Below are 21,307 nucleotides of genomic sequence, written 5' to 3'. Positions count from 1 at the left end.
CCACTTTCCCCTCAGCTCGCAACCGCGATATCGCGTACCCGGTCAATGACCAGCGACATGTTCCGGCCCTCCGCGGCGAAGCGGCGCGACAGGAACCGGCGATCTGCGACCGACAACGTCCCATAGCACATCGACCAGCTTGCAAAGCTGCGGACCGGCACCAACCGGTTGAGCCGTTCGGTGACCCCGAAGTGACGCGGGTCCCTGCGGATGTGCTCGAACAGCCCGCGCACCGTCTCCCTCGCGCCTTCCAGAATCTGGCAGAACCCCTGTTCCTCGCGCAAAAGGCAGCCGGTGACGTCCAGCAGCACGTTGTTGGTCAGCGCGGCTGAGAGAATCTCGATGTCAGACGCATGTCCGCGGGGAACCGTCGAGCGGCTCGTATAGAGGAGCTGGTAGATCATCCGCGGCTCCGGAAGGCGGCCTGTGCGCGGGCGATTTGCGTTCTGTCGGGAGTGGGGGGCGGCGGCGAGGCGCGCAAGCGCCATGGCGAAAGCGGGGGGAGGGTTGTCGTGACCTTCATGAAACGGTAAACGGGTGCGGTTCGGTAATGGTTCCGAAATGGGTCTTGACGCCCTTTCCGAATCCTCATACCCACTCCCATCTCTTACAGAGACTCAGTTTGCGAGGCGGGCAGCGCCTGACTTGCAGATTACCTCATCAGCGGAAGGCCCGGTGACGTGTATGCGTTCCGGGCTCATGTTGTGAAAAAAGGTTCTGGAGCTACGGAACCGCAACGAAAGGAATAGACACTTGGCACGTATTGCCGGCGTTAACATCCCGACTCATAAGCGGGTGCCCATCGCCCTGACTTATATCACCGGTATCGGCCCGACCTCGGCCCAAGCCATCTGCGAAGCCGTGAACATCGACGTGACCCGTCGTGTGAACGAGCTTTCGGATGCCGAAGTTCTGGCGATCCGCGAGCACATCGACGCGAACTTCACCGTCGAAGGCGACCTTCGCCGTGAGACGCAGATGAACATCAAGCGTCTGATGGACCTCGGCTGCTATCGTGGCCTGCGTCACCGTCGCAACCTCCCCGTCCGCGGTCAGCGGACCCACACCAACGCTCGCACGCGTAAGGGCCCCGCAAAGCCCATCGCAGGCAAGAAGAAATAAGGGAGGCTGACCAATGGCACGTGATACCCGTCGCGGAGGCAAGAAGAAGGTCTCCAAGAACATCGCCGCTGGCGTGGCGCATGTGAACTCGTCGTTCAACAACACCAAGATCCTGATCTCGGACGTGCAGGGCAACGCGATCTCCTGGTCGTCCGCCGGCACCATGGGCTTCAAGGGTTCGCGTAAGTCGACCCCTTACGCTGCCCAGCTCGCCGCCGAAGATGCTGGCCGCAAGGCACAGGAACATGGTGTGAAGACGCTGGAAGTCGAAGTTCAGGGCCCGGGTTCGGGTCGTGAATCGGCTCTGCGCGCACTGGCTGCCGTGGGCTTCAACATCACGTCGATCCGCGACGTGACGCCGATCGCTCACAACGGCTGCCGCCCGCCGAAGCGTCGTCGCGTCTGATCGAACTTACTTATGAGGTGGGGCCTCGCCTTGTGCGCGGGGCCCTGCCTTCGTCATTTCAACCTCGGGCGTCCGCGCCTTTGGACATGGGGCACGGACTGGAATGGAGGGACGCATGATCCACAAGAACTGGGCTGAACTTATCAAGCCGACCCAGCTGGAGGTTCGCCCCGGCGCCGATCCTACCCGCGTTGCGACCCTCGTCGCGGAACCGCTCGAGCGTGGCTTCGGCCTGACTCTGGGCAACGCGCTGCGTCGGGTCCTGCTGTCGAGCCTTCAGGGTGCGGCAATCACCTCTGTGCAGATCGACAACGTTCTGCACGAGTTCTCGTCGGTCGCCGGCGTGCGGGAAGATGTCACCGACATCATCCTGAACCTCAAGGGCGTGGCTCTCCGCATGGAAGTCGAAGGCCCGAAGCGCCTTTCCCTGACCGCCAAAGGTCCGGGCGTGGTGACGGCTGCCGACATCGCCGAAACCGCCGGCATCGACGTTCTGAACAAGGACCACGTGATCTGCCACCTCGACGAGGGTGCGGACTTCTACGTGGAACTGACCGTCAACACCGGCAAGGGCTACGTTTCGGCTGACAAGAACAAGCCGGAAGATGCACCCATCGGCCTCATCCCGATCGACGCGATCTACTCGCCGGTCAAGAAGGTGGCCTATGACGTGCAGCCGACCCGTGAGGGCCAGGTTCTCGACTACGACAAGCTGACCATGAAGGTCGAGACCGATGGTTCGGTCACGCCCGAGGATGCGATCGCATTTGCCGCCCGCATCCTGCAGGACCAGCTGTCGATCTTCGTGAACTTCGAAGAGCCCGAATCCGCCGGCCGTCAGGACGACGACGACGGTCTCGAGTTCAACCCGCTCCTCCTCAAGAAGGTGGACGAGCTGGAACTCTCGGTGCGCTCCGCGAACTGCCTCAAGAACGACAACATCGTCTACATCGGCGATCTCATCCAGAAGACCGAAGCCGAGATGCTCCGCACCCCGAACTTCGGCCGGAAGTCGCTCAACGAGATCAAGGAAGTGCTGTCGGGCATGGGCCTGCACCTCGGCATGGACGTCGAGGACTGGCCGCCGGACAACATCGAAGATCTGGCAAAGAAACTGGAAGACCAGTTCTGAGCCAACTGGAGGGCGGGGGAAACCCCGCCTTTCACACAAGGGCATTCCGCCCCAAGGTGAGGGTCCCGCACGCATGGGATCCCGGACAAAGCAAAACACGTATCTGGAGATAGAAAATGCGTCACGCAAAAGGTTACCGCCGCCTGAACCGTACCCACGAGCACCGCAAGGCGCTGTGGGCAAACATGGCCGGCTCGCTCATCGAGCATGAGCAGATCAAGACCACCCTGCCCAAGGCAAAAGAACTCCGCCGCGTGGTGGAGAAGCTCGTCACCCTCGGCAAGCGCGGTGACATCCACGCCCGCCGTCAGGCTGCCGCGCAGCTCAAGCAGGACCAGCACGTTGCCAAGCTCTTCGAAGTGCTCGGCCCGCGCTATGCAGAACGCCAGGGCGGCTATGTCCGCATCCTGAAAGCCGGTTTCCGTTATGGCGACATGGCTCCGATGGCGATCATCGAGTTCGTCGACCGTGACGTCTCGGCCAAGGGCGCAGCCGACAAGGCCCGCCTGGAAGCTGAAGAGGCTCTGGCAGACGCCGAATAAGATTTCCTCTCCACCGGAGAGACTGGGCCCTGCCGGCAACGGCGGGGCCCTTTTCTTTTGCCCCGCGCCGGTGGGGGCAGTGAGTATTTCGGAAAAGATGACAGCGCTGACAGGGTGGCGGGCTGCGTATTTGTTGAACAACGAAAGTCGCGGCGTGTCGTGAAAATTCTGCGAAAGGGCGTATAACTGCTTGCGGCACAAGAAAAGCCGAAGCTAGGTGCGGACAACCGCATTCCCTTTAGGAAGGACAGAGACATGAGAACCCGTGCAGCCGTGGCGCTCGAGGCCGGCAAACCGCTTGAGATCATGGACGTGGAACTCGACGGGCCGAAGGCCGGCGAGGTGCTGGTCGAGATCAAGGCCACCGGGCTTTGCCACACCGACGAGTTCACCCGCTCCGGCGCCGACCCCGAGGGGCTCTTTCCCTGCATCCTCGGCCATGAGGGCGCGGGCGTGGTCGTCGAGGTGGGCGAGGGCGTTACCACGCTGAAGCCGGGCGATCACGTGATCCCGCTCTACACGCCGGAATGCCGCGAGTGCCCGTCCTGCCTGTCGGGCAAGACCAACCTCTGCACCGCGATCCGCAACACCCAGGGCCAGGGCCTGATGCCGGACGGCACCACGCGCTTCAAGATGCTCGATGGCACGCCGATCTACCACTACATGGGCTGCTCGACCTTCGCCAATCACACGGTGATGCCGGAGATCGCGCTGGCCAAGGTGCGCGATGACGCGCCCTTCGACAAGATCTGCTACATCGGCTGCGGCGTCACCACCGGCATCGGCGCGGTGATCAACACTGCGGGCGTGGAGATCGGCTCGACCGCGGCGGTCTTCGGGCTGGGCGGCATCGGGCTCAACGTGATCCAGGGGCTACGCATGGCGGGCGCCGACATGATCATCGGTGTCGATCTCAACGACTCCAAGGCCGAGATGGCCAAGAAATTCGGCATGACCCACTTCGTGAACCCCTCGAAGATCGAGGGCTCCGTCGTGCAGGAGATCGTCAACCTCACCAAGCGCGGCGCGGACCAGATCGGCGGCGTGGACTACAGCTTCGACGCGACGGGCAACGTCAAGGTGATGCGCGACGCGCTGGAATGCTCGCACCGCGGCTGGGGCGTGTCGGTGATCATCGGCGTGGCACCGGCGGGGGCGGAGATCTCCACCCGGCCGTTCCAGCTGGTGACCGGTCGGGTCTGGAAGGGCACGGCGTTCGGTGGTGCCAAGGGCCGGACCGACGTGCCGAAATTCGTCGACTGGTACATGGACGGCAAGATCGAGATCGACCCGATGATCACCCACAAGCTGAGCCTCGACGAGATCAACCACGGGTTCGATCTGATGCACGAGGGCAAGTCGATCCGCGCGGTGGTCGAGTTCTGATCCAGTCAGGATTTCGATCGACCTGAAATTTCTCCCGGCAGGCGCTTGGCTTGCCGGGAGTCCCGCGCCACCCTATAGGTTCGAGCAACCGGAACGGGGACCGCCGAGATGAGCCTGCGGAACAAGCTGAAGGAACTCTATGAGGGCGACAGCGACGAGGCGCACCGCTTCCGCTACGCCCTGCTTGGCTTCGACGTCTTCACCGTTCTCTTCGTCATCGCGACTTCCTTCACCTCGCATGGCCGGGCAGTCGAGATCATCGACGTCGCCTTCGGCGTGGTGATCCTCGCGGATTTCCTTGCAAGGCTGTGGATCGCGCCGAAGAAAACCGGATTCCTGGTCAGCCCGGCCACCCTCGCTGATCTGGTCTCGATGATCTCCTTCCTCGCGCCGCTGGCGGGGGAGGGGCTGGGGTTCCTGCGGGTGCTGCGCACGCTGCGGCTGCTCCACACCTATCAGCTGAGCAAGCGGCTGCGCGAGGACTTCCGGGTCTTTCGTGAGAACGAGGACGTGCTGATCGCGGTGGTGAACCTGATGGTTTTCCTCTTCGTGATGACCGGGCTCGTCTACGCGCTGCAATACCGGACCAATCCGGACATCAACAATTACGCCGACGCGCTCTATTTCACCGTCACCACGCTGACCACGACCGGCTATGGTGACATCACGCTGAACGGGTCCTGGGGGCGGGTGATCTCGGTGGTGGTGATGATCTGCGGGGTGACCCTGTTCCTGCGGCTCGCGCAGGTTCTGTTCCGTCCGATCAAGGTCAAGAAGACCTGCGAGACCTGCGGCCTGCGCCTCCATGATGCGGACGCCATCCATTGCAAGCATTGCGGAGAGATCATCCGCATCGAGACCGAAGGGCAGAGCTGATGAGCGAGACGCTGGAGCTGCGCGCCTATGCGCCCGGAGACGCTGAGGCGCTGTGGCAAATGCTGGAGCCGGTGTTCCGGGCCGGCGACACCTATGCCATCGACCAAGGCATCTCGCGCGACGAGGCGATCGGCTATTGGACGGGGCCGGAACGCAGGGTCTTTGTCGTGACCGACGGCAGCCGTCTCCTCGGCACCTACTACATCGTGCGAAACCAGAAGGGCGGCGGCTCGCATGTGTGCAACTGCGGCTATGTCACCGCCGCCGAGGCGCGCGGGCGCGGGGTTGCGCGGCGGATGCTGGCGCATTCGCTGGAGATCGCGCCGCAGCTCGGTTTCCGGGCCATGCAGTTCAATTTCGTGGTCTCGACAAACACCCGGGCCGTCGACACCTGGCTGCGCGCCGGGTTCGAGGTCGTCGGCCGCCTTCCCGGTGCCTTCCACCACCCCGCGCAGGGCGACGTGGAGGCGCTGGTCCTGTACAAAACGCTTGCGGGCAGCTGAGCCCGCCAAGGAGTATCCCATGCGAGACGACACCCGCCTGCTGGCGGTCCTGATCGACGCCGACAACACCTCCCCCAAGTATGCGAAGGCGATCTTCGACGAACTGGCCAGCCTCGGCGAGGCCAGCGTGCGGCGCTGCTACGGGGACTTCTCGAGCCAGCAGATGTCCGGCTGGTCGAAGGTCACCGCCGAATTCGGCCTGGTGCCGCACCACCAGCCGGCCAATACCGTCGGCAAGAACGCCAGCGACATCGCGCTGGTGATCGACGCGATGGATCTGATGCACTCGGGCCGCTTCGACGGCTTCGTGCTGGTCAGCTCCGACAGCGATTTCACCCGCCTCGCCAGCCGCATCCGCGAGCAGGGGCTCGATGTCTTCGGCATGGGCATGCAGAAGACGCCAGATGCCTTCCGCAAGGCCTGCAAGCGATTCATCTTCCTCGAGAACCTCGATGGCGCACCGGAGAAGGCGGCGGGCGTCAAGCCGGCGCCGTCGGGCCGGCTGGAAGACGCGCGCAACCTCATCTTCACTGCCATGGACGCGATCGAGCAGGAGGACGACTGGTACACGCTCGGCCAGCTCGGGCAGTTCATCACCGCGGCCAATCCCGACTTCGATACCCGCAGCTTCGGCAAGCGCAAGCTGTCGGAACTGGTGGACGAGCTGAAGGTCTTCGAGACCAAGCGCGGGCCGGGCAACCAGATGCTGGTGCGCCGGCTGGACTGATCCCGGCTCAGGTGCCGCGGTTCAGGCGCCGTAGCGGGCGAGGAAGGTGGCCACCGCCCCATCGACGGTGCGGGCGATCGCCGCCTCGTCCGGTGCCTCGGCGACACCGAAGACGCAGCGGGTCCAGAGGCCGGCCTTGCACAGTTCGGTGAACTGGTCGGCGGCCAGTTCGAGGTCGTCGACGGCCACCTCCCCGCGGTCGCGGGCGGCCGCGAGGTAGGTCACTAGCTTGCGGTGCATGTTCATCGGCCCGCTCTGGTAGAATTGCCGCCCGAGGTCGGGGAAGCGGTCCGCCTCGGCGATGCAGATTCGAAAGATCCGCTGGCCCATTTCGGACAGTACGAATCTCAGGAAGCTGCGCGCCACCAGCGGCAGCACCTCGGCGGGCGGGCGGCTCGGATCGATCTTCAACATCGCCTCATCCGCCTGCAGGGCGCATTGCCGGCTCGCCATTTCCATGAAGAGCAGGCGCTTGTCCGGGAAATAGCTGTAAAGCGTCGCCTTGGAGACACCGGCCGCGCGGGCGATGTCATCTACGTTGGCCCCTTCGAAGCCGTCGCGCAGGAAGATGCTGCGCGCGCCTTCCAGCACCTGTTCGAACTTGCGCCCGCGGCGCACGCCAACCGTTTCGGTCTCCATCGGGCAGCTCCTTTGTCCGGACAAGCTTAGACCGCGCGGTTCAGGTGAGGCAAGCAACATGCCGCGGGCGAAGGACATTCTGCCGCCTTGCACGTGACGCAAAGCGCTTTAGATTGGAATCATTCTAAAGTGATTGCAGGTCCGGAGGCCCCCATGCGATTCTTCACCCAGCGGCGTCATTTCCGCGATCTGAGCGAGCAGGAGGTGCTGGCGCTGGCGATCTCCTCGGAAGAGGACGACGCACGGATCTACCGCTCCTACGCCGAGCGGCTGCGTGCCGAATACCCTGACACAGCTGCGATCTTCGACGGCATGGCCGAGGAGGAGGATGGCCACCGTCGCGCGCTGATCAACCTGCACCGCCTGCGCTTCGGCGAGGTGATCCCGCTGATCCGGCGCGAGCATGTGGCGGGCTTCTACGCGCGCCGACCGGTCTGGCTGGTTCAGAACCTGCCGCTGGAGCGCATCCGAGAGGAGGCGGAGGCCATGGAGCGGGAGGCTGAGCGCTTCTACCTCGAGGCCGCGAAGCGCAGCAGCGACGCCGCCACCCGCAAGCTGCTCGGCGATCTTGCCGCTGCCGAGGCCGGCCACGAGGAGCGCGCCGGGGAGCTGGTGGAAAAGCACCTCGACGGCGAAGCGCGCGAGACCGAGGACCGCATGGCGCATCGCCAATTCGTGCTGACCTGGGTGCAACCGGGGCTGGCGGGGCTGATGGACGGCTCGGTCTCGACCCTGGCGCCGATCTTCGCCACCGCTTTCGCCACGCAGGACACCTGGACGACCTTCCTCGTCGGGCTGGCGGCCTCTGTCGGCGCGGGCATCTCCATGGGCTTCACCGAGGCGGCCTCGGATGACGGCGAGCTTTCGGGCCGTGGCTCGCCGCTCAAGCGTGGTGTGGCCTCGGGGGTGATGACCGCGGTCGGGGGCCTTGGCCACGCGCTGCCCTACCTGATCCCGCATTTCTGGACCGCGACGATCATCGCCTGGATCGTGGTGTTCTTCGAGCTTTGGGCCATCGCCTGGATCCAGAAGCGCTACATGGAAACCCCCTTCCTGCGCGCGGCGCTGCAGGTGGTTCTGGGTGGCGCGCTGGTGCTGGCCGCAGGGGTGCTCATCGGCAGCGGCTGAGCGCTCCCCCCAGGCCGGGCTTCACGGTGGCGTCCGGCCTGCCTCCGGCGGGGATATTTCTAACATGTGGAAAAGCCGGCGCGCCTCTCCCGGCTTTCATCCTTTTGCAAATACTCCCGCTGGAGGCGTTCCGCACGGCCATTGAAGGCGGCGGGCGAAGGTCATAGCTTCACGTCAAAAGGAGATCGCCATGACCAACCCGCTGCTCGCCGACTGGGACACGCCCTTCGGCCTCGCCCCCTTCGACCGCATTTCCGACGATGACTTCGCCCCCGCCTTCGAAAAGGCCCTCGCGGCGCATCTGGCGGAAATCGAGGCGATCGCCGAAAACCCCGAGGCGCCGAGCTTTGCCAATACCATCGAGGCAATGGAAGGGGCCGGCGAAGCGCTGGACAAGGTGCTGTCGGTGTTCTTCTCGGTCGCCGGGGCGGACAGCAACGAGGCGCGTCAGGCGCTGCAGCGGGACTTCTCGCCCAAGCTCGCGGCGCACAGCTCGGCGATCTATTCCAACGAGGCCCTATTTGCGCGGGTGCGGGACCTCTGGCAACGGAAGGACGAGCTGGGCCTGACGGATGAGGAAGCGCGGGTGCTCATGCTGACCCACCGCGGCTTCGTGCGGGCGGGCGCGGCGCTGACCGGCGAAGAGGCCGAGCGGATGAAGGCGGTGAAATCGCGCCTTGCGGTGCTCGGCACGCAGTTCACCCAGAACCTGCTGAAGGACGAGGCGGATTGGGTCATGCCGCTCACCGAAGCGGATCTCGAAGGGCTGCCCGGCTTCGTCGTGGATGGTGCCCGCTCGGCGGGTGAGGCTGGCGGCCATGACGGTCCGGTGATCACCCTGTCGCGATCGCTGATCGTGCCCTTCCTGCAGTTTTCGCCCCGGCGTGATCTGCGCGAAAAAGCCTGGCGGGCCTGGACCTCGCGCGGGGAGAACGGCGGCGAGACCGACAACCGCGGCATCGCGGCGGAAATCCTTGGTCTGCGCGAGGAGCGGGCGGCGCTGCTCGGCTACCCGGATTTCTCTACCTACAAGCTGGAAACCGAGATGGCGGGCACGCCGGAGCGGGTGCGCGAGCTGCTTATGCAGGTCTGGACGCCCGCCCGCGCCGCCGCCATGGGCGATCAGGCTCAGATGGAAGAGATGCTGCGCGCCGACGGCATCAATGACGATTTCCGCGCCTGGGACTGGCGCTACTACGCCGAGAAGCGGCGCAAGGCGCTGCATGATCTCGATGAGGCCGAGCTGAAACCTTACCTGCAGCTCGAGCGGATGATCGAGGCGGCCTTCACCTGCTCCAACCGCCTGTTCGGTCTGGAGTTCCGCGAGCTCGACCAGCCGCTCTACCACCCCGATTGCCGGGCCTGGGAGGTGACGCGGAACGGCAAGCACGTGGCGGTCTTCATCGGGGACTACTTTGCCCGGGCCTCGAAGCGCTCGGGCGCCTGGTGTTCGGCGATGCAGTCGCAGGCCAAGCGGCCGGTGGAAAAGGCGCCCATCGTCATCAACGTCTGCAATTTCGCCAAGCCGCCCAAGGGCAAGCCGGCGCTGCTGTCCTACGACGACGCGCGCACGCTGTTCCACGAGTTCGGCCACGCGCTGCACCAGATGCTCTCGGACGTCGAGTTCGGCTCGGTTTCGGGCACCTCGGTGGCGCGCGACTTCGTGGAACTGCCGAGCCAGCTCTACGAGCACTGGCTGGAGGTGCCCGAAGTGCTGGCCGAGTTCGCCACCCACGCGGAAACCGGCGAGGCCATGCCCAAGGACCTGCTCGACAAGGTGCTGGCGGCGGCGACCTTCGACATGGGCTTCCAGACGGTGGAATACGTGGCCTCGGCGCTGGTCGACCTGGAGTTCCACAGCGGCGTGTCGAGCGACGATCCCATGGCGAAGCAGGCCGAGGTGCTGGCCGACATCGGCATGCCCTCGGCGATCCCGATGCGCCACGCCACGCCGCATTTCGCCCACGTCTTCGCAGGCGACGGTTATTCCTCGGGCTACTACAGCTACATGTGGTCCGAGGTGATGGACGCCGACGCCTTCGCCGCCTTCGAGGAAGCAGGTGGGGCCTTCGACCCGGCCACCGCGTCGAAGCTCGAGGAGTTCATCCTGTCGAAGGGCGGCTCGGTAGAGGCCGAAGCGCTCTACACCGCCTTCCGCGGCCGGATGCCGGGCGTCGAGGCGCTGCTCAAGGGGCGCGGGCTGGCGGCCTGACAGCCCGGCCCGACCCGCCTAGAACGTCTCGCGGGTGAGGGTATATCCCTCGTCCGCGAGCAGGTTCAGAATGCCATCGGTGCCGCTCAGATGGGCGGCACCGAAGGCGGCGACCACCGGGGCGTCGGTCTCTGCCGAGGCCTGCTTGAGGACCGGGATCCAGGCCTCGTTGCGGGCGGTCAGCAGCTGCGCCTCGGTCTCTTCCATCATCGCGTCCACGTCCTCGGGAGCCTCCGGCAGCGCACGGCGGGCGATCAGACGCGAGATCACCCAGGTGTCCGCATGGGACTCGTCGAAATAGGCGTCGAAGAGCGTGGCGAACTGGTCCTCGGCCGTGTCCGTATCGACGATGCCGGTGCGCAGCATCTGAAGCTGGTCCTCGATCGGCTCGGCGTTGAACAGGCGGAAGACAGTGTCGAAGGGTTCGAGTGCGCGGGTCGGCACCTGCGCCTCGCGCGCCACCTCCTGCAGTTTCATGTCGAGACCGCTTTTACCCTGCAATTGCGCCATGGCGCAGGGCGGCGTGGCCAGCATCATCGATAGGTACCAAGGCTGGAATTTGGCGGCCATGACGTCGGGGATGCCGCGATCCTTGGCGGCTTTCGCCAGCGTCTGCCATGCGTCTTCTGGCAGCATCTCGGGTAGGGTTGGCCCGGTGAGCGTAAGCATCGTCGGGTCCTCGGCCAGCGCCTTCTGCAGCTGCGTCTCTTCGGCGCGGGTCATCTCGAGCAACAGCATCCCGGCGTCCTGCACCAGCGGCGTCAGCCGGGCGAGCGGCGCGTCCATCCGTGCGTCGCCGAGGTGCATGGTGCCGACGAGATGGATCACCTTGCCCTCTTTTTCCGCGCGCCAGTGGTTGCCCTCGGGATAGGGGACCTCCGCCAGCATCCGGTCGCGCTCGGCCTGTTCGGACGGGGTGAGCGACAGACGGAGGTCGCTGCCCTCGCAGGCCGCGTGCAGCGCGGCGGGCAGGAGCAGGAGAAGCGAGAAAAGAAACGGGCGCACCATGCAGACAACCTGACTGGGAGGGATATTCGGCGCAGGCTAGGGCAGGTGCTTGCCAGCGACAAGCAGCGGAGCGATGGTGGCGGCCATGTTGCGGGAAAGTGAACTCTATGCGCCGGTAAAGGCGCTTCTGCAGGCGCAGGGCTATGAGGTGAAGGGCGAGGTGGGCGCCGCTGACCTCGTGGCGGTGCGCGGCGAAGAGGCGCCGGTGATCGTCGAGTTGAAGCTGAAGATCTCGCTTACGCTGTTCCATCAGGCGCTGGCGCGGTTGCGGGTGTCGGACCTCGTCTATATCGCCGTGCCGAAGCCCGGAGGGCGCAGCGCGCGGCGGGCGTTGAAGGACAATCTTGCCATGTGCCGGCGGCTGGGGCTCGGGTTCATCACGGTGAAGGATGGCCGCGCCGAGGTGCAGTGCGATCCCGGCCCCTACGCGCCGCGGAAGAACAAGGCGAAGCAGGCCAGACTGCTGCGCGAGTTCCACCGCATCACCGGCGATCCCAACGACGGTGGTGCGACGCGGCATGGCATCGTCACCGGTTACCGGCAGGACGCGCTGCGCTGCGCCGCCTACCTCGTCGAGGCGGGCGAGAGCAGGGGCCGCGATGTGGCCGAGGCAACCGGGGTGAAGGTGGCGACGCGGCTGATGGCGGACAACCACTACGGCTGGTTCACCCGTGTGCGCGTCGGGGTCTACGCGCTGACCGACGCCGGGCGCGAAGGGCTCGTGCATTGGGCCGGCAGCTGGGAGGAGGCGGCGGAGTGATGCGGGGTGTCAGCTCGTGCTCGGTCCCGCCTCTGCCGCGGCGCGCTTGGCGCGTTTCGCCAGCACCCGCTCGCGGTAGAGCGTGTAGAGGCCGGAGGCAATGATGATGCCACAGCCCACGAAGGTCCAGAGATCGGGCAGGTCGGAAAACACCAGGAAGCCGTAGAGCGTGCTCCAGATGATCATCGTGTATTGTACCGGCGCCATGACCACCGCCTGACCGACATCGAGCCCGCGGATGATCAGGAACTCGCCCAATCCCGCCGTGACGGCGATCACTCCGCAAAGCAGCAGCACCCAGCCGCTTGCCGGCATCTGCCAGACGAAGGCCAGCGGTATCGAGCACAGCAGGAAGGTGGTCAGCGAGGTGTAGCTGACCGTGGTGGCGATGCTGTCGGCGCCGCTCAGGTAGCGCGAGAGCAGTTGCCGTGTGGCAAAGCAGAGCGCCGCGATGAAGGCAAAGCCAATCGCCGGGTGGAAGATGCCCATGCCGGGGCGGATCACCACCAGCATGCCCAAGAAGCCGGTGATCACCGCGGCCCAGCGACGCGGGCCCACCGGTTCCTTCAACAGCAGCGCGCCGAAGACGGTCACAAGGAAGGGCGCGGTGAAGGTCACCGCCGTGGCGTCGGCCAGCCCGACGTGGCGCAGCGCCAGGATGAAGCAGACCGCCGAGCCGAGCGCGATGATGCCCCGCAGCGTCTGCAGGATCGGATGCGGGGTACGCAGGATCTGGCCGCCGCGCATGGCCAGAAGGACGACGACCCCGATGAACAGGCCTGACTGGCGGAACCAGATTACCTGCAGCACCGGAAGCTGCTCGGCCAGCAGCTTGGCCAGCATGTCGGTTACGCCGAAGAAGCAGAAGCCGAGGGCCATGAACATGAACCCGCGGGCGTTGTCGTGGGGCGGGGCCTGCAGCGGAGAGGGCGCCGAGATCGGCGCGTATGGGATGGCCATGGGAACTCTCGATGGGGGAGGTCTCGAATCTGTGATCTCAGGTAGGTCACCACATTCGGCGGAGAGATGCCATGCCTTAGCGTGACGTCTTGAACCGGCGGCCCCGCCTGCACATCTGCCGGGCATGGCTTCGCCGACCCCGCCGGGTGTCATGAAATTTTCTCGGAAGGCGGTGTTGACTCAAATCGCGGGCCTGCCTAGCTATGCGTCGTTAGCACTCCACAAGGGTGAGTGCTAACGGCCCTCGAAGCCGGCTCTGTCCGGGTATCAGCGGGGGCCTACAGGGACAACCTTTGAGCTATGGAGACTCGAAGATGGCATTCAAACCGCTTCACGACCGCGTGCTGGTTCGCCGCGTTGAGAGCGACGAAAAGACCAAGGGTGGTCTGATCATCCCCGACAGCGCAAAAGAGAAGCCCGCCGAGGGCCTGATCGTTGCCTGCGGCGAAGGCGCCCGCAAGGACAGCGGTGAGCTGATCGCAATGGCTGTCAAAGCCGGCGACCGCGTGCTGTTCGGCAAATGGTCGGGCACCGAAGTGACGATCGACGGCGAAGAGCTGCTGATCATGAAGGAATCGGACATCCTCGGCATCACCGAGGCGGCCTGATCTTCTGATCGCCCAGGGGCCTCGCGCCCCGCTACGCCAGACATTCAACTAATTTCAGGAGTACTTGCAGATGGCTGCCAAGGACGTGAAGTTTAACAGCGACGCCCGCACCCGCATGCTCAAAGGCGTCAACATCCTCGCCGACGCGGTGAAGGTGACCCTCGGCCCGAAAGGCCGCAACGTTGTGCTCGACAAGTCGTTCGGCGCACCGCGCATCACCAAGGACGGTGTCTCTGTCGCCAAGGAAATCGAACTGGAAGACAAGTTCGAGAACATGGGCGCGCAGATGGTGAAGGAAGTCGCTTCCCGCACCAACGACGAAGCCGGTGACGGCACCACCACCGCGACCGTTCTCGCTCAGGCGATCGTGAAAGAGGGCATGAAGGCCGTTGCTGCCGGCATGAACCCGATGGACCTGAAGCGCGGCATCGACATGGCAACCGCCAAGGTCGTCGACGCGATCAAGGCCGCGGCTCGCCCGGTCAACGACTCGAACGAAGTCGCTCAGGTCGGCACCATCTCGGCCAACGGCGAAGCCGAAATCGGCCGCCAGATCGCAGACGCGATGCAGAAGGTCGGCAACGAGGGTGTCATCACCGTCGAAGAGAACAAGGGCCTCGAGACCGAGACCACCGTCGTTGAAGGCATGCAGTTCGACCGCGGCTACCTGTCGCCCTACTTCGTGACCAACGCCGACAAGATGATTGCAGAGCTCGACGACTGCATGGTCCTGCTGCACGAGAAGAAACTCTCGTCGCTGCAGCCGCTGGTCCCGCTGCTCGAGCAGGTCATCCAGTCGCAGAAGCCGCTGCTGATCATTGCTGAAGACGTCGAAGGCGAAGCGCTGGCGACCCTCGTGGTCAACAAGCTGCGCGGCGGCCTGAAGATTGCAGCCGTGAAGGCACCGGGCTTCGGCGATCGCCGTAAGGCCATGCTGCAGGACATCGCGATCCTGACCGGCGGCCAGGTGATCTCGGAAGATCTGGGCATGAAGCTCGAGAATGTCACCATGGACATGCTCGGCACCGCCAAGACCATCAACATCACCAAGGACGAGACCACCATCGTCGACGGTCACGGCGACAAGGCCGAGATCGAAGCACGTGTGGCTCAGATCCGCACGCAGATCGAGGAAACCACCTCGGACTACGACCGTGAGAAGCTGCAGGAACGTGTTGCCAAGCTGGCAGGCGGCGTGGCCGTCATCCGCGTCGGCGGCATGACCGAGGTTGAAGTGAAAGAGCGTAAGGACCGTGTGGACGACGCTCTGAACGCAACCCGCGCAGCCGTGCAGGAAGGCATCGTCGTCGGCGGCGGCACCGCTCTGGTGCAGGGCGCCAAGACCCTCGAAGGTCTGACCGGTGCGAACTCCGACCAGAACGCCGGTATCGCCATCGTGCGCAAGGCTCTGGAAGCTCCGCTGCGCCAGATCGCCGAGAACGCCGGTGTCGACGGCTCGGTCGTCGCAGGCAAAGTGCGTGAATCGGAAGACCTGAAGTTCGGCTACAACGCGCAGACCGATGAATATGGCGACATGTTCTCCTTCGGCGTGATCGACCCCGCAAAGGTCGTGCGTACCGCACTCGAAGACGCAGCTTCGGTTGCAGGCCTGCTGATCACCACCGAAGCGATGGTGGCCGACAAGCCGCAGAAAGACGCGCCGGCCGGCGGCATGCCCGACATGGGCGGCATGGGCGGCATGGGCGGCATGATGTAATCTGCCGGTCCATACGGACGTCTGCCTTCGGGCAGCAGGCGGGGGGCTTCGGCCCCCCGTTTTGCGTTTCCGGCTGGAAAACCTCTGTTTGCCCGGCGCGTCGTGGGCCGGGGTTTGCCACCCTCGCCACTGCCTGTTTTCCTTTCCCTGCCAGCGCGCTAGGCTCCCTCGCGACAACCGCGCAAGGAGAGCCGCGATGAAACTTCTGCAGGCCGGGCCGTCGCCCTTTGTTCGCAAGGTGCTCGTCACCCTGCATGAGACCGGCCAGTACGGCGAGGTCGAGATGGTCGAGGTCGCCGCCTCGCCGGTGACCCCCGATCCGGCGCTGATCGCCGCCAATCCCGTGGGCAAGATCCCGGCGCTGGTACGCCCCGATGGGCCGACGCTCTACGACAGCCGGGTGATCTGCCGCTATCTTGATGCCCGGGCCGAAGGGGGCCTCTATCCCGAGAGCCGCATCTGGGACACGCTGACGCTCGAGGCGACCGCGGACGGGATCATGGATGCCGCCGTGCTGATCGTCTACGAAGAGCGCTTTCGCGCCCGCGAGATGGTTTCGATGGAGTGGATCGAAGGGCAATGGGGCAAGGTGGCGCGGGCGCTCGATGTGCTCGAGACCCGCTGGATGAGCCATCTGGCCGGGCGCATGGACATGGGACATATCGCCGTGGCCTGCGCGCTGGGCTATCTCGATTTCCGCCACGACGCGCGCAAGTGGCGTGTGGGTCGTCCTGCGCTGGCGGCGTGGTACGACGATTTTGCAAAACGCGACTCGATGGTGGCCACCGACCCGACGTCCTGAGCGCCTTCGAGCGGTCCCAGACCCAAAACCCTTGCACGTGGGGCCGCTTCGGCTTAGCTGCGAGCACCCCACGAATTCCAAGCCCGGAAGGACTTTTTCCATGCGGATGCGCGACACCTTCATCAAGCCGATGCACCCCGAAGGGCGCAAGTTCGTCGGCATCTTCGCCGCGATCACCGTGGTGTTGTTCCTGATCTGGGACCCGCTGGGCTGGATCGGCGTCGGCCTGACCGTCTGGTGCTACTACTTCTTCCGCGACCCCGAGCGCGTGGTGCCGCAGCGCCCCGGCCTGCTGGTCTCGCCCGCCGACGGCGTGGTCTCGCTGATCGAACCCGCCGTGCCGCCGGCCGAGCTGGGCATGCCCGACGTGGCGTTGACCCGCGTTTCGGTCTTTATGTCGGTGTTCAACTGCCACGTGAACCGCACCCCGGTGACCGGCGAGATCGTCTCGGTGGCCTACCGGCCCGGCAAGTTCTTCAACGCCTCGCTCGACAAGGCGTCGGTGGACAATGAGCGCAACGCGCTGCGCATCCGCCTCGAGGACGGGCGCGAGATCGCGGTGGTGCAGATCGCGGGCCTCGTGGCGCGCCGCATCATGTGGTGGGTCAAGGAGGGGGACCGTCTGAACCGCGGCGACCGCTTCGGCCTGATCCGTTTCGGCTCGCGTCTCGACGTCTACCTGCCCGAAGGGGTGGAGCCGCGCGTCGCCATCGGCCAGACGATGATCGCGGGCGAGAGCATCATCGCCGACCTGACTGCAGACATTGGGAGCCCGCCGAATGAGTGACGAGCAGCCGATCGAGGACCCGAAGCCCCGCGCCACCGACAAGGTGACGCTGATCCAGCTCCTGCCCAACGTGCTGACCGTGGTGGCCATCTGCGCCGGGCTGACGGCGATCCGCTTCGGCCTGCAGGGTTCCTACGAGCTGGCGGTGCAGCTGATCCTGCTGGCGGCGGTACTCGACGGGCTCGACGGGCGTCTGGCGCGCGCGCTGAAGTCCGAGAGCGGCATGGGCGCCGAGCTCGACAGCCTCGCCGATTTCCTCAACTTCGGCGTGGCGCCGGGGCTGCTGCTGTACAACTGGGCGCTGGAGGACAGCCGCAACTTCGGTTGGATCGCGGTGCTGGTCTTCGCGGTTTGCGCCGTGGTGCGCCTCGCGCGGTTCAACGTCATGCGCAAGTCCGAGGACAAGGACCACGACAACGCCTATTTCACCGGCGTGCCATCGCCTGCTGGGGCTTTGCTGGCAATGCTGCCGATGTACCTGAGCTTCGGTCTCGGGGCCGGACCGCTGTTCCCGGACCTCGTGCTTGCGGCCTGGCTGGTCCTGGCCGGGCTCGCGATGATCAGCCGCATTCCGACCTGGTCGTTCAAGACCACCCGCATCTCGCGGCAGAACGTGAAATACGTGCTGGTCGGTGTCGCCTTTCTGGGAGCGGCGGTGCTGACCTACGCGTGGATCACCCTGGCGCTCTTCTGCGCAGCCTATCTGGTCGCGGTGGTTGTCATGCTTCCGAAGAAGCGGATGCGCGGTAGCGCGTCCAAGTGAGCAAGGAGGCCGGGATGGCCACAGACGAAGAGTGGGTCTATGACGAGGCGAGCGGCGAGTGGAAGCCCGCCTCCGAGGTGGTGGCCGAGGCCACGGTCGAGGTGCGTGACGCGGCGGGCAACCTGCTGGCCGACGGCGACCAGGTGGTGCTGGTCAAGGACCTCAAGGTCAAGGGTGCCGGCCAGACGCTGAAGCAGGGCACGGTGATCCGTTCGATCCGGTTGACGGCGAACCCCGAAGAGATCGATTGCCGCCACGATTCCATCAAGGGCCTGGTGCTGCGCACCGAGTTCGTGAAGAAGCGCTAAGGCGGGCAACTGCCCTACCGGTAAATGAAAAGCGCTCCCCGAGGGGAGCGCTTTGTCGTTTCGGCGGGGCGGGGTGCCTCAGAACTTCATCGAGACGCCGACGTTCAGCGCGTTGGTCTTGATGTCGGTTTCCAGCGTGCCGCCCTGATCGAGGTCCGCATTCACCCAGGAATAGGTGAACTGGTACTCGCCATAGACCGACCAAGTGTCGTTGATCGGATAGCTCATGCCCGCCAGCAGGCGCGCCGAGGGGCCGGTGTACTGGTATTCGAAAGTGTCGTCCGTGCCGTTGGTGGTGGCCACCTCGACGTGCGGCACCGCGATGCCCAAACCGGCGCCGACGAAGGGGGTCAGCTTGCCCCAGTGCTCGGGCCAGCGTTGCATGGCGTTGACGGTCAGGATGTTGATGCCGTCGGTGAATTCCAGCGTCTCGAAGCCGGCGTCATCGCGATCGTCCTCGTTGGCGTAGACCTTGGCGTGGGTGAACTCGAGCGCCCAGCCGAAGGTGTCGGTCTGCCACCAGGTGCCGCGCAGGCCCCAGTAGGGGGGCATCTCGAAGGATTTGCCTTCCCATCCGATCAGCTCGTCGAAGTCGTCGCCGGTGCCGGGCATGTCGCCGGTGATGCGGCTGTGCGGCGCAGTCTGCCAGCCGGTGTAGACCGATGCTTCGAAGTCCTGTGCCGCGGCGGCACCGGCAAGACCGGAAACGAACAGCGCGGTTGGCAGAATCAGATGTTTCATTTCCTTGGCTCCATTGGGGAAACTTCTTCCAGAGAATTTGGTGTTAACTGCCTAATATCTTCGGTCGGGACAGCGTTTCAACCGCGACACATCGGCACTCCCGTCAATGTCGCTGTTATGTTTGCTTTACGGACGTAGGGTGTACCGATATTACAACTGACGGAAATGCTGCGTTCTGGCGCGGCCTTATCTGCGTGTCGACCGGCCGCGAACCCGGTCAATGAGGAATGGAGAAGACCCCGTGTCACAAGCAGAAGATCACGAAGGCACCCGAAGAGATTTTCTCTTCTATGCCACCGGCGGTGCCGGCGTTGTCGCCACTGGCGCGGCCGTCTGGCCGCTGGTCAACCAGATGAACCCGTCGGCCGACGTCCGGGCCCTGAGCACCATTCGAGTTGACGTGTCCGGAGTGGAGACCGGCACCCAGCTCACGGTGAAGTGGCTTGGTAAGCCGGTGTTCATTCGCCGCCGCACCGAAGCGGAAATCGAGGAAGCGCGCGCGGTCACCATGGACCAGCTCGTCGATTCCGATGCCCGCAACGAGAACGTCGCCGCCGGCGCCGACGCGTCCGATGCCAACCGCACCCTCGACGAGGCCGGTGAATGGCTGGTGATGATGGGCGTCTGTACGCATCTGGGCTGCGTGCCTCTGGGCAATGCCGGTGATTTCACCGCGGGCGGCGTCGGGGGGTGGTTCTGCCCCTGTCACGGGTCGCATTACGATACGGCAGGACGCATCCGCAAGGGGCCGGCGCCGCAGAACCTTCACGTTCCCGTGGCTTCCTTCGTGGAAGAGACCACGGTCCTGCTGGGATAAGGGGAGGCGTCCATGGCTGGTATTCCGCACGACCATTACGAACCGAAGACCGGTGGCGAACGCTGGGTGCACAAGCGCCTGCCGATCGTCGGTCTTCTTTACGACACCATCATGATCCCCACGCCCAAGAACCTGAACTGGATGTGGATCTGGGGCATCGTGCTCACCTTCTGCCTGGCGCTGCAGATCATCACCGGCATCGTCCTGGTGATGCACTACACGCCGCACGTCGACCTGGCCTTCGCCTCGGTCGAGCACATCATGCGCGACGTGAACGGCGGCTTCATGCTGCGCTACCTGCACGCCAACGGCGCATCGCTGTTCTTCGTGGCGGTCTACGCGCACATCTTCCGCGGCCTCTACTACGGCTCGTACAAGGCCCCGCGCGAGATCACCTGGATCATCGGCATGCTGATCTACCTCGCGATGATGGGCACCGCCTTCATGGGCTACGTGCTTCCTTGGGGGCAGATGTCCTTCTGGGGTGCGACGGTGATCACCGGCCTGTTCGGCGCGATCCCCTTCATCGGCGAGCCGATCCAGACCTGGCTGCTGGGCGGACCGGCGGTGGACAACGCCACGCTGAACCGCTTCTTCTCGCTGCACTACCTGCTGCCCTTCGTGATCGCGGCCCTCGTTGCCGTGCACATCTGGGCCTTCCACACCACGGGCAACAACAACCCGACCGGTGTCGAAGTGCGTCGCACATCGAAGGCGGATGCCGAGAAGGACACCGTTCCGTTCTGGCCCTACTACGTGATCAAGGACCTCTTCGCCCTGGCGGTGATCCTCGCGGTGTTCTTCGCCATCGTCGGCTTCATGCCGAACTACCTCGGCCACCCCGACAACTACGTCGAGGCGAACCCGCTGGCGACGCCGGCGCACATCGTGCCGGAATGGTACTTCCTGCCGTTCTACGCCATCCTGCGTGCCTTCACCTCGGAAGTCTGGGTCGTGCAGATCGCCTCGTTCCTCACGGGCGGCATCGTCGACGCCAAGTTCTTCGGCGTGCTGGCCATGTTCGGCGCGATCATCGCCATGGCGCTGGCGCCCTGGCTCGATACCTCCTCGGTGCGCTCGGGCAAGTACCGTCCGCAGTTCAAGTGGTGGTTCTGGCTGCTGGTGATCGACTTCATCGCGCTGATGTGGCTCGGTGCCATGCCGGCCGAAGAGCCCTACGCCAGCTTCTCGCTGATCGGGGCGGCCTACTGGTTCGGCTACTTCTTCGTGATCCTGCCGCTGCTCGGCGTGATCGAGAAGCCGCTGCCGCAGCCGGCGACCATCGAGGAAGACTTCGAGGCGCATTACGGCACGGGCTCGGACGACGGCGCGACCGCGCCCAAGCCGGCCGAGTAAGAGAAAG

24 protein-coding genes are annotated in these 21,307 nt (G+C 64.9%); 19 read left to right on the top strand and 5 right to left on the bottom strand.

Features of this window, described 5'->3' with window-relative positions; all coding sequences use genetic code 11:
- Positions 1-11: 11 nt before the first annotated feature.
- A complete protein-coding gene (locus BM397_RS15010) occupies positions 12-404 on the bottom strand; it encodes a BLUF domain-containing protein (RefSeq protein WP_176806648.1) in 393 nt (130 codons plus the stop codon).
- Positions 405-753: 349 nt separating this feature from the next.
- Between BM397_RS15010 and rpsM the strand changes: the two genes are divergently transcribed.
- The 8 genes from rpsM to BM397_RS14970 all read left to right on the top strand — a co-directional run bounded on the left by rpsM (position 754) and on the right by BM397_RS14970 (position 6,694).
- The gene (rpsM, locus tag BM397_RS15005; RefSeq protein ID WP_092424806.1) at positions 754-1,122 is read left to right on the top strand and encodes a 30S ribosomal protein S13; all 369 of its coding nucleotides are present in this window, start codon (positions 754-756) and stop codon (positions 1,120-1,122) included.
- 13 nt (positions 1,123-1,135) lie between these two features.
- The gene (gene rpsK, locus BM397_RS15000; protein WP_072780049.1) at positions 1,136-1,528 is read left to right on the top strand and encodes a 30S ribosomal protein S11; all 393 of its coding nucleotides are present in this window, start codon (positions 1,136-1,138) and stop codon (positions 1,526-1,528) included.
- 115 nt (positions 1,529-1,643) lie between these two features.
- Positions 1,644-2,660, top strand: a complete 1,017-nt coding sequence (locus BM397_RS14995) for a DNA-directed RNA polymerase subunit alpha (protein ID WP_066104134.1) — start codon at positions 1,644-1,646, stop codon at positions 2,658-2,660.
- 116 nt (positions 2,661-2,776) lie between these two features.
- The gene (gene rplQ, locus BM397_RS14990; protein ID WP_092424808.1) at positions 2,777-3,202 is read left to right on the top strand and encodes a 50S ribosomal protein L17; all 426 of its coding nucleotides are present in this window, start codon (positions 2,777-2,779) and stop codon (positions 3,200-3,202) included.
- Positions 3,203-3,457: 255 nt separating this feature from the next.
- Complete coding sequence (locus BM397_RS14985) at positions 3,458-4,588, top strand: S-(hydroxymethyl)glutathione dehydrogenase/class III alcohol dehydrogenase (protein WP_092567403.1); 1,131 nt, start codon at positions 3,458-3,460, stop codon at positions 4,586-4,588.
- A 108-nt stretch (positions 4,589-4,696) separates the two neighbouring features.
- Positions 4,697-5,464 carry a potassium channel family protein gene (locus BM397_RS14980; protein WP_092424812.1) on the top strand — a complete coding sequence of 256 codons (768 nt, stop codon included), beginning with the start codon at positions 4,697-4,699 and terminating at the stop codon, positions 5,462-5,464.
- Positions 5,464-5,967 carry a GNAT family N-acetyltransferase gene (locus BM397_RS14975; protein WP_143015382.1) on the top strand — a complete coding sequence of 168 codons (504 nt, stop codon included), beginning with the start codon at positions 5,464-5,466 and terminating at the stop codon, positions 5,965-5,967. The genes BM397_RS14980 and BM397_RS14975 overlap by 1 nt, the downstream gene beginning before the upstream one ends.
- Positions 5,968-5,986: 19 nt before the next feature.
- Positions 5,987-6,694: an NYN domain-containing protein gene (locus tag BM397_RS14970; RefSeq protein ID WP_092424814.1), complete on the top strand. Its 708-nt coding sequence runs from the start codon at positions 5,987-5,989 to the stop codon at positions 6,692-6,694.
- Positions 6,695-6,715: 21 nt separating this feature from the next.
- Here BM397_RS14970 and BM397_RS14965 read toward each other — a convergent pair whose 3' ends face one another.
- The gene (locus tag BM397_RS14965) at positions 6,716-7,333 is read right to left on the bottom strand and encodes a TetR/AcrR family transcriptional regulator (RefSeq protein WP_092424816.1); all 618 of its coding nucleotides are present in this window, start codon (positions 7,331-7,333) and stop codon (positions 6,716-6,718) included.
- 153 nt (positions 7,334-7,486) lie between these two features.
- Here BM397_RS14965 and mbfA point away from each other — a divergent pair, with 153 nt between their 5' ends.
- Together mbfA and BM397_RS14955 are read left to right on the top strand one after the other, a co-directional pair.
- Entirely contained in the window at positions 7,487-8,461 is a 975-nt protein-coding gene (gene mbfA, locus BM397_RS14960; protein WP_092424818.1) for an iron exporter MbfA, read from the top strand.
- Positions 8,462-8,651: 190 nt separating this feature from the next.
- A complete protein-coding gene (locus BM397_RS14955; protein WP_092424820.1) occupies positions 8,652-10,673 on the top strand; it encodes a M3 family metallopeptidase in 2,022 nt (673 codons plus the stop codon).
- A gap of 18 nt (positions 10,674-10,691) precedes the next feature.
- Here the strand turns inward: BM397_RS14955 and BM397_RS14950 are convergent, their stop codons facing one another.
- Positions 10,692-11,681, bottom strand: coding sequence for a TraB/GumN family protein (locus BM397_RS14950; protein WP_092424822.1), 990 nt, complete (start codon positions 11,679-11,681; stop codon positions 10,692-10,694).
- A gap of 85 nt (positions 11,682-11,766) precedes the next feature.
- On the opposite strand from BM397_RS14950, the gene BM397_RS14945 reads away from it, so the two are divergent.
- Entirely contained in the window at positions 11,767-12,441 is a 675-nt protein-coding gene (locus tag BM397_RS14945; protein ID WP_092425476.1) for a DUF2161 domain-containing phosphodiesterase, read from the top strand.
- 9 nt (positions 12,442-12,450) lie between these two features.
- Here BM397_RS14945 and BM397_RS14940 read toward each other — a convergent pair whose 3' ends face one another.
- Entirely contained in the window at positions 12,451-13,401 is a 951-nt protein-coding gene (locus BM397_RS14940; protein ID WP_245696068.1) for a DMT family transporter, read from the bottom strand.
- 314 nt (positions 13,402-13,715) lie between these two features.
- On the opposite strand from BM397_RS14940, the gene BM397_RS14935 reads away from it, so the two are divergent.
- From BM397_RS14935 to BM397_RS14910, 6 genes are all read left to right on the top strand, one after another.
- The gene (locus BM397_RS14935; RefSeq protein WP_092424824.1) at positions 13,716-14,009 is read left to right on the top strand and encodes a co-chaperone GroES; all 294 of its coding nucleotides are present in this window, start codon (positions 13,716-13,718) and stop codon (positions 14,007-14,009) included.
- A 70-nt stretch (positions 14,010-14,079) separates the two neighbouring features.
- Positions 14,080-15,726 carry a chaperonin GroEL gene (gene groL, locus BM397_RS14930; RefSeq protein WP_092424826.1) on the top strand — a complete coding sequence of 549 codons (1,647 nt, stop codon included), beginning with the start codon at positions 14,080-14,082 and terminating at the stop codon, positions 15,724-15,726.
- Between the two features lie 196 nt (positions 15,727-15,922).
- On the top strand, positions 15,923-16,528 hold the full coding sequence (locus BM397_RS14925) for a glutathione S-transferase (protein WP_092424828.1): 606 nt from the start codon (positions 15,923-15,925) through the stop codon (positions 16,526-16,528).
- A gap of 100 nt (positions 16,529-16,628) precedes the next feature.
- A complete protein-coding gene (locus BM397_RS14920; protein WP_092424830.1) occupies positions 16,629-17,315 on the top strand; it encodes a phosphatidylserine decarboxylase in 687 nt (228 codons plus the stop codon).
- A complete protein-coding gene (gene pssA, locus BM397_RS14915; RefSeq protein WP_092424832.1) occupies positions 17,308-18,078 on the top strand; it encodes a CDP-diacylglycerol--serine O-phosphatidyltransferase in 771 nt (256 codons plus the stop codon). The genes BM397_RS14920 and pssA overlap by 8 nt, the downstream gene beginning before the upstream one ends.
- 14 nt (positions 18,079-18,092) lie before the next feature.
- Positions 18,093-18,386, top strand: coding sequence for an alkylphosphonate utilization protein (locus tag BM397_RS14910; RefSeq protein WP_092424834.1), 294 nt, complete (start codon positions 18,093-18,095; stop codon positions 18,384-18,386).
- A gap of 78 nt (positions 18,387-18,464) precedes the next feature.
- On the opposite strand, the gene BM397_RS14905 is transcribed toward BM397_RS14910, so the two are convergent.
- Positions 18,465-19,127, bottom strand: coding sequence for an outer membrane protein (locus BM397_RS14905; protein WP_092424836.1), 663 nt, complete (start codon positions 19,125-19,127; stop codon positions 18,465-18,467).
- Positions 19,128-19,368: 241 nt separating this feature from the next.
- Between BM397_RS14905 and petA the strand changes: the two genes are divergently transcribed.
- On the top strand, positions 19,369-19,944 hold the full coding sequence (petA, locus tag BM397_RS14900) for a ubiquinol-cytochrome c reductase iron-sulfur subunit (protein ID WP_092424838.1): 576 nt from the start codon (positions 19,369-19,371) through the stop codon (positions 19,942-19,944).
- Positions 19,945-19,956: 12 nt separating this feature from the next.
- Positions 19,957-21,300, top strand: coding sequence for a cytochrome b (petB, locus tag BM397_RS14895; protein ID WP_092424840.1), 1,344 nt, complete (start codon positions 19,957-19,959; stop codon positions 21,298-21,300).
- The last annotated feature ends 7 nt before the right edge of the window (positions 21,301-21,307 follow it).

This window comes from Alloyangia pacifica (assembly GCF_900116195.1).
Lineage (GTDB): Bacteria > Pseudomonadota > Alphaproteobacteria > Rhodobacterales > Rhodobacteraceae > Salipiger > Salipiger pacificus.
The sequence above is the reverse complement of the archived record's forward strand: the minus strand, read 5'-3'. Positions and strand labels throughout refer to the sequence as shown.

Bases quoted from the DNA above. Each gene is read 5' to 3' on its own strand.
- BM397_RS14905 (WP_092424836.1), bottom strand. From the start codon at position 19,127: ATGAAACATCTGATTCTGCCAACCGCGCTGTTCGTTTCCGGTCTTGCC.
- BM397_RS14985 (WP_092567403.1), top strand. From the start codon at position 3,458: ATGAGAACCCGTGCAGCCGTGGCGCTCGAGGCCGGCAAACCGCTTGAG.
- BM397_RS14995 (WP_066104134.1), top strand. From the start codon at position 1,644: ATGATCCACAAGAACTGGGCTGAACTTATCAAGCCGACCCAGCTGGAG.
- BM397_RS14965 (WP_092424816.1), bottom strand. From the start codon at position 7,333: ATGGAGACCGAAACGGTTGGCGTGCGCCGCGGGCGCAAGTTCGAACAG.
- BM397_RS14950 (WP_092424822.1), bottom strand. From the start codon at position 11,681: ATGGTGCGCCCGTTTCTTTTCTCGCTTCTCCTGCTCCTGCCCGCCGCG.
- BM397_RS14935 (WP_092424824.1), top strand. From the start codon at position 13,716: ATGGCATTCAAACCGCTTCACGACCGCGTGCTGGTTCGCCGCGTTGAG.
- mbfA (WP_092424818.1), top strand. From the start codon at position 7,487: ATGCGATTCTTCACCCAGCGGCGTCATTTCCGCGATCTGAGCGAGCAG.
- BM397_RS14945 (WP_092425476.1), top strand. From the start codon at position 11,767: ATGTTGCGGGAAAGTGAACTCTATGCGCCGGTAAAGGCGCTTCTGCAG.
- BM397_RS14920 (WP_092424830.1), top strand. From the start codon at position 16,629: ATGCGGATGCGCGACACCTTCATCAAGCCGATGCACCCCGAAGGGCGC.
- rpsK (WP_072780049.1), top strand. From the start codon at position 1,136: ATGGCACGTGATACCCGTCGCGGAGGCAAGAAGAAGGTCTCCAAGAAC.
- BM397_RS14975 (WP_143015382.1), top strand. From the start codon at position 5,464: ATGAGCGAGACGCTGGAGCTGCGCGCCTATGCGCCCGGAGACGCTGAG.
- BM397_RS14955 (WP_092424820.1), top strand. From the start codon at position 8,652: ATGACCAACCCGCTGCTCGCCGACTGGGACACGCCCTTCGGCCTCGCC.
- BM397_RS14940 (WP_245696068.1), bottom strand. From the start codon at position 13,401: ATGGCCATCCCATACGCGCCGATCTCGGCGCCCTCTCCGCTGCAGGCC.
- pssA (WP_092424832.1), top strand. From the start codon at position 17,308: ATGAGTGACGAGCAGCCGATCGAGGACCCGAAGCCCCGCGCCACCGAC.
- BM397_RS14980 (WP_092424812.1), top strand. From the start codon at position 4,697: ATGAGCCTGCGGAACAAGCTGAAGGAACTCTATGAGGGCGACAGCGAC.
- petB (WP_092424840.1), top strand. From the start codon at position 19,957: ATGGCTGGTATTCCGCACGACCATTACGAACCGAAGACCGGTGGCGAA.
- groL (WP_092424826.1), top strand. From the start codon at position 14,080: ATGGCTGCCAAGGACGTGAAGTTTAACAGCGACGCCCGCACCCGCATG.
- rplQ (WP_092424808.1), top strand. From the start codon at position 2,777: ATGCGTCACGCAAAAGGTTACCGCCGCCTGAACCGTACCCACGAGCAC.
- BM397_RS14925 (WP_092424828.1), top strand. From the start codon at position 15,923: ATGAAACTTCTGCAGGCCGGGCCGTCGCCCTTTGTTCGCAAGGTGCTC.
- BM397_RS14970 (WP_092424814.1), top strand. From the start codon at position 5,987: ATGCGAGACGACACCCGCCTGCTGGCGGTCCTGATCGACGCCGACAAC.
- BM397_RS14910 (WP_092424834.1), top strand. From the start codon at position 18,093: ATGGCCACAGACGAAGAGTGGGTCTATGACGAGGCGAGCGGCGAGTGG.
- BM397_RS15010 (WP_176806648.1), bottom strand. From the start codon at position 404: ATGATCTACCAGCTCCTCTATACGAGCCGCTCGACGGTTCCCCGCGGA.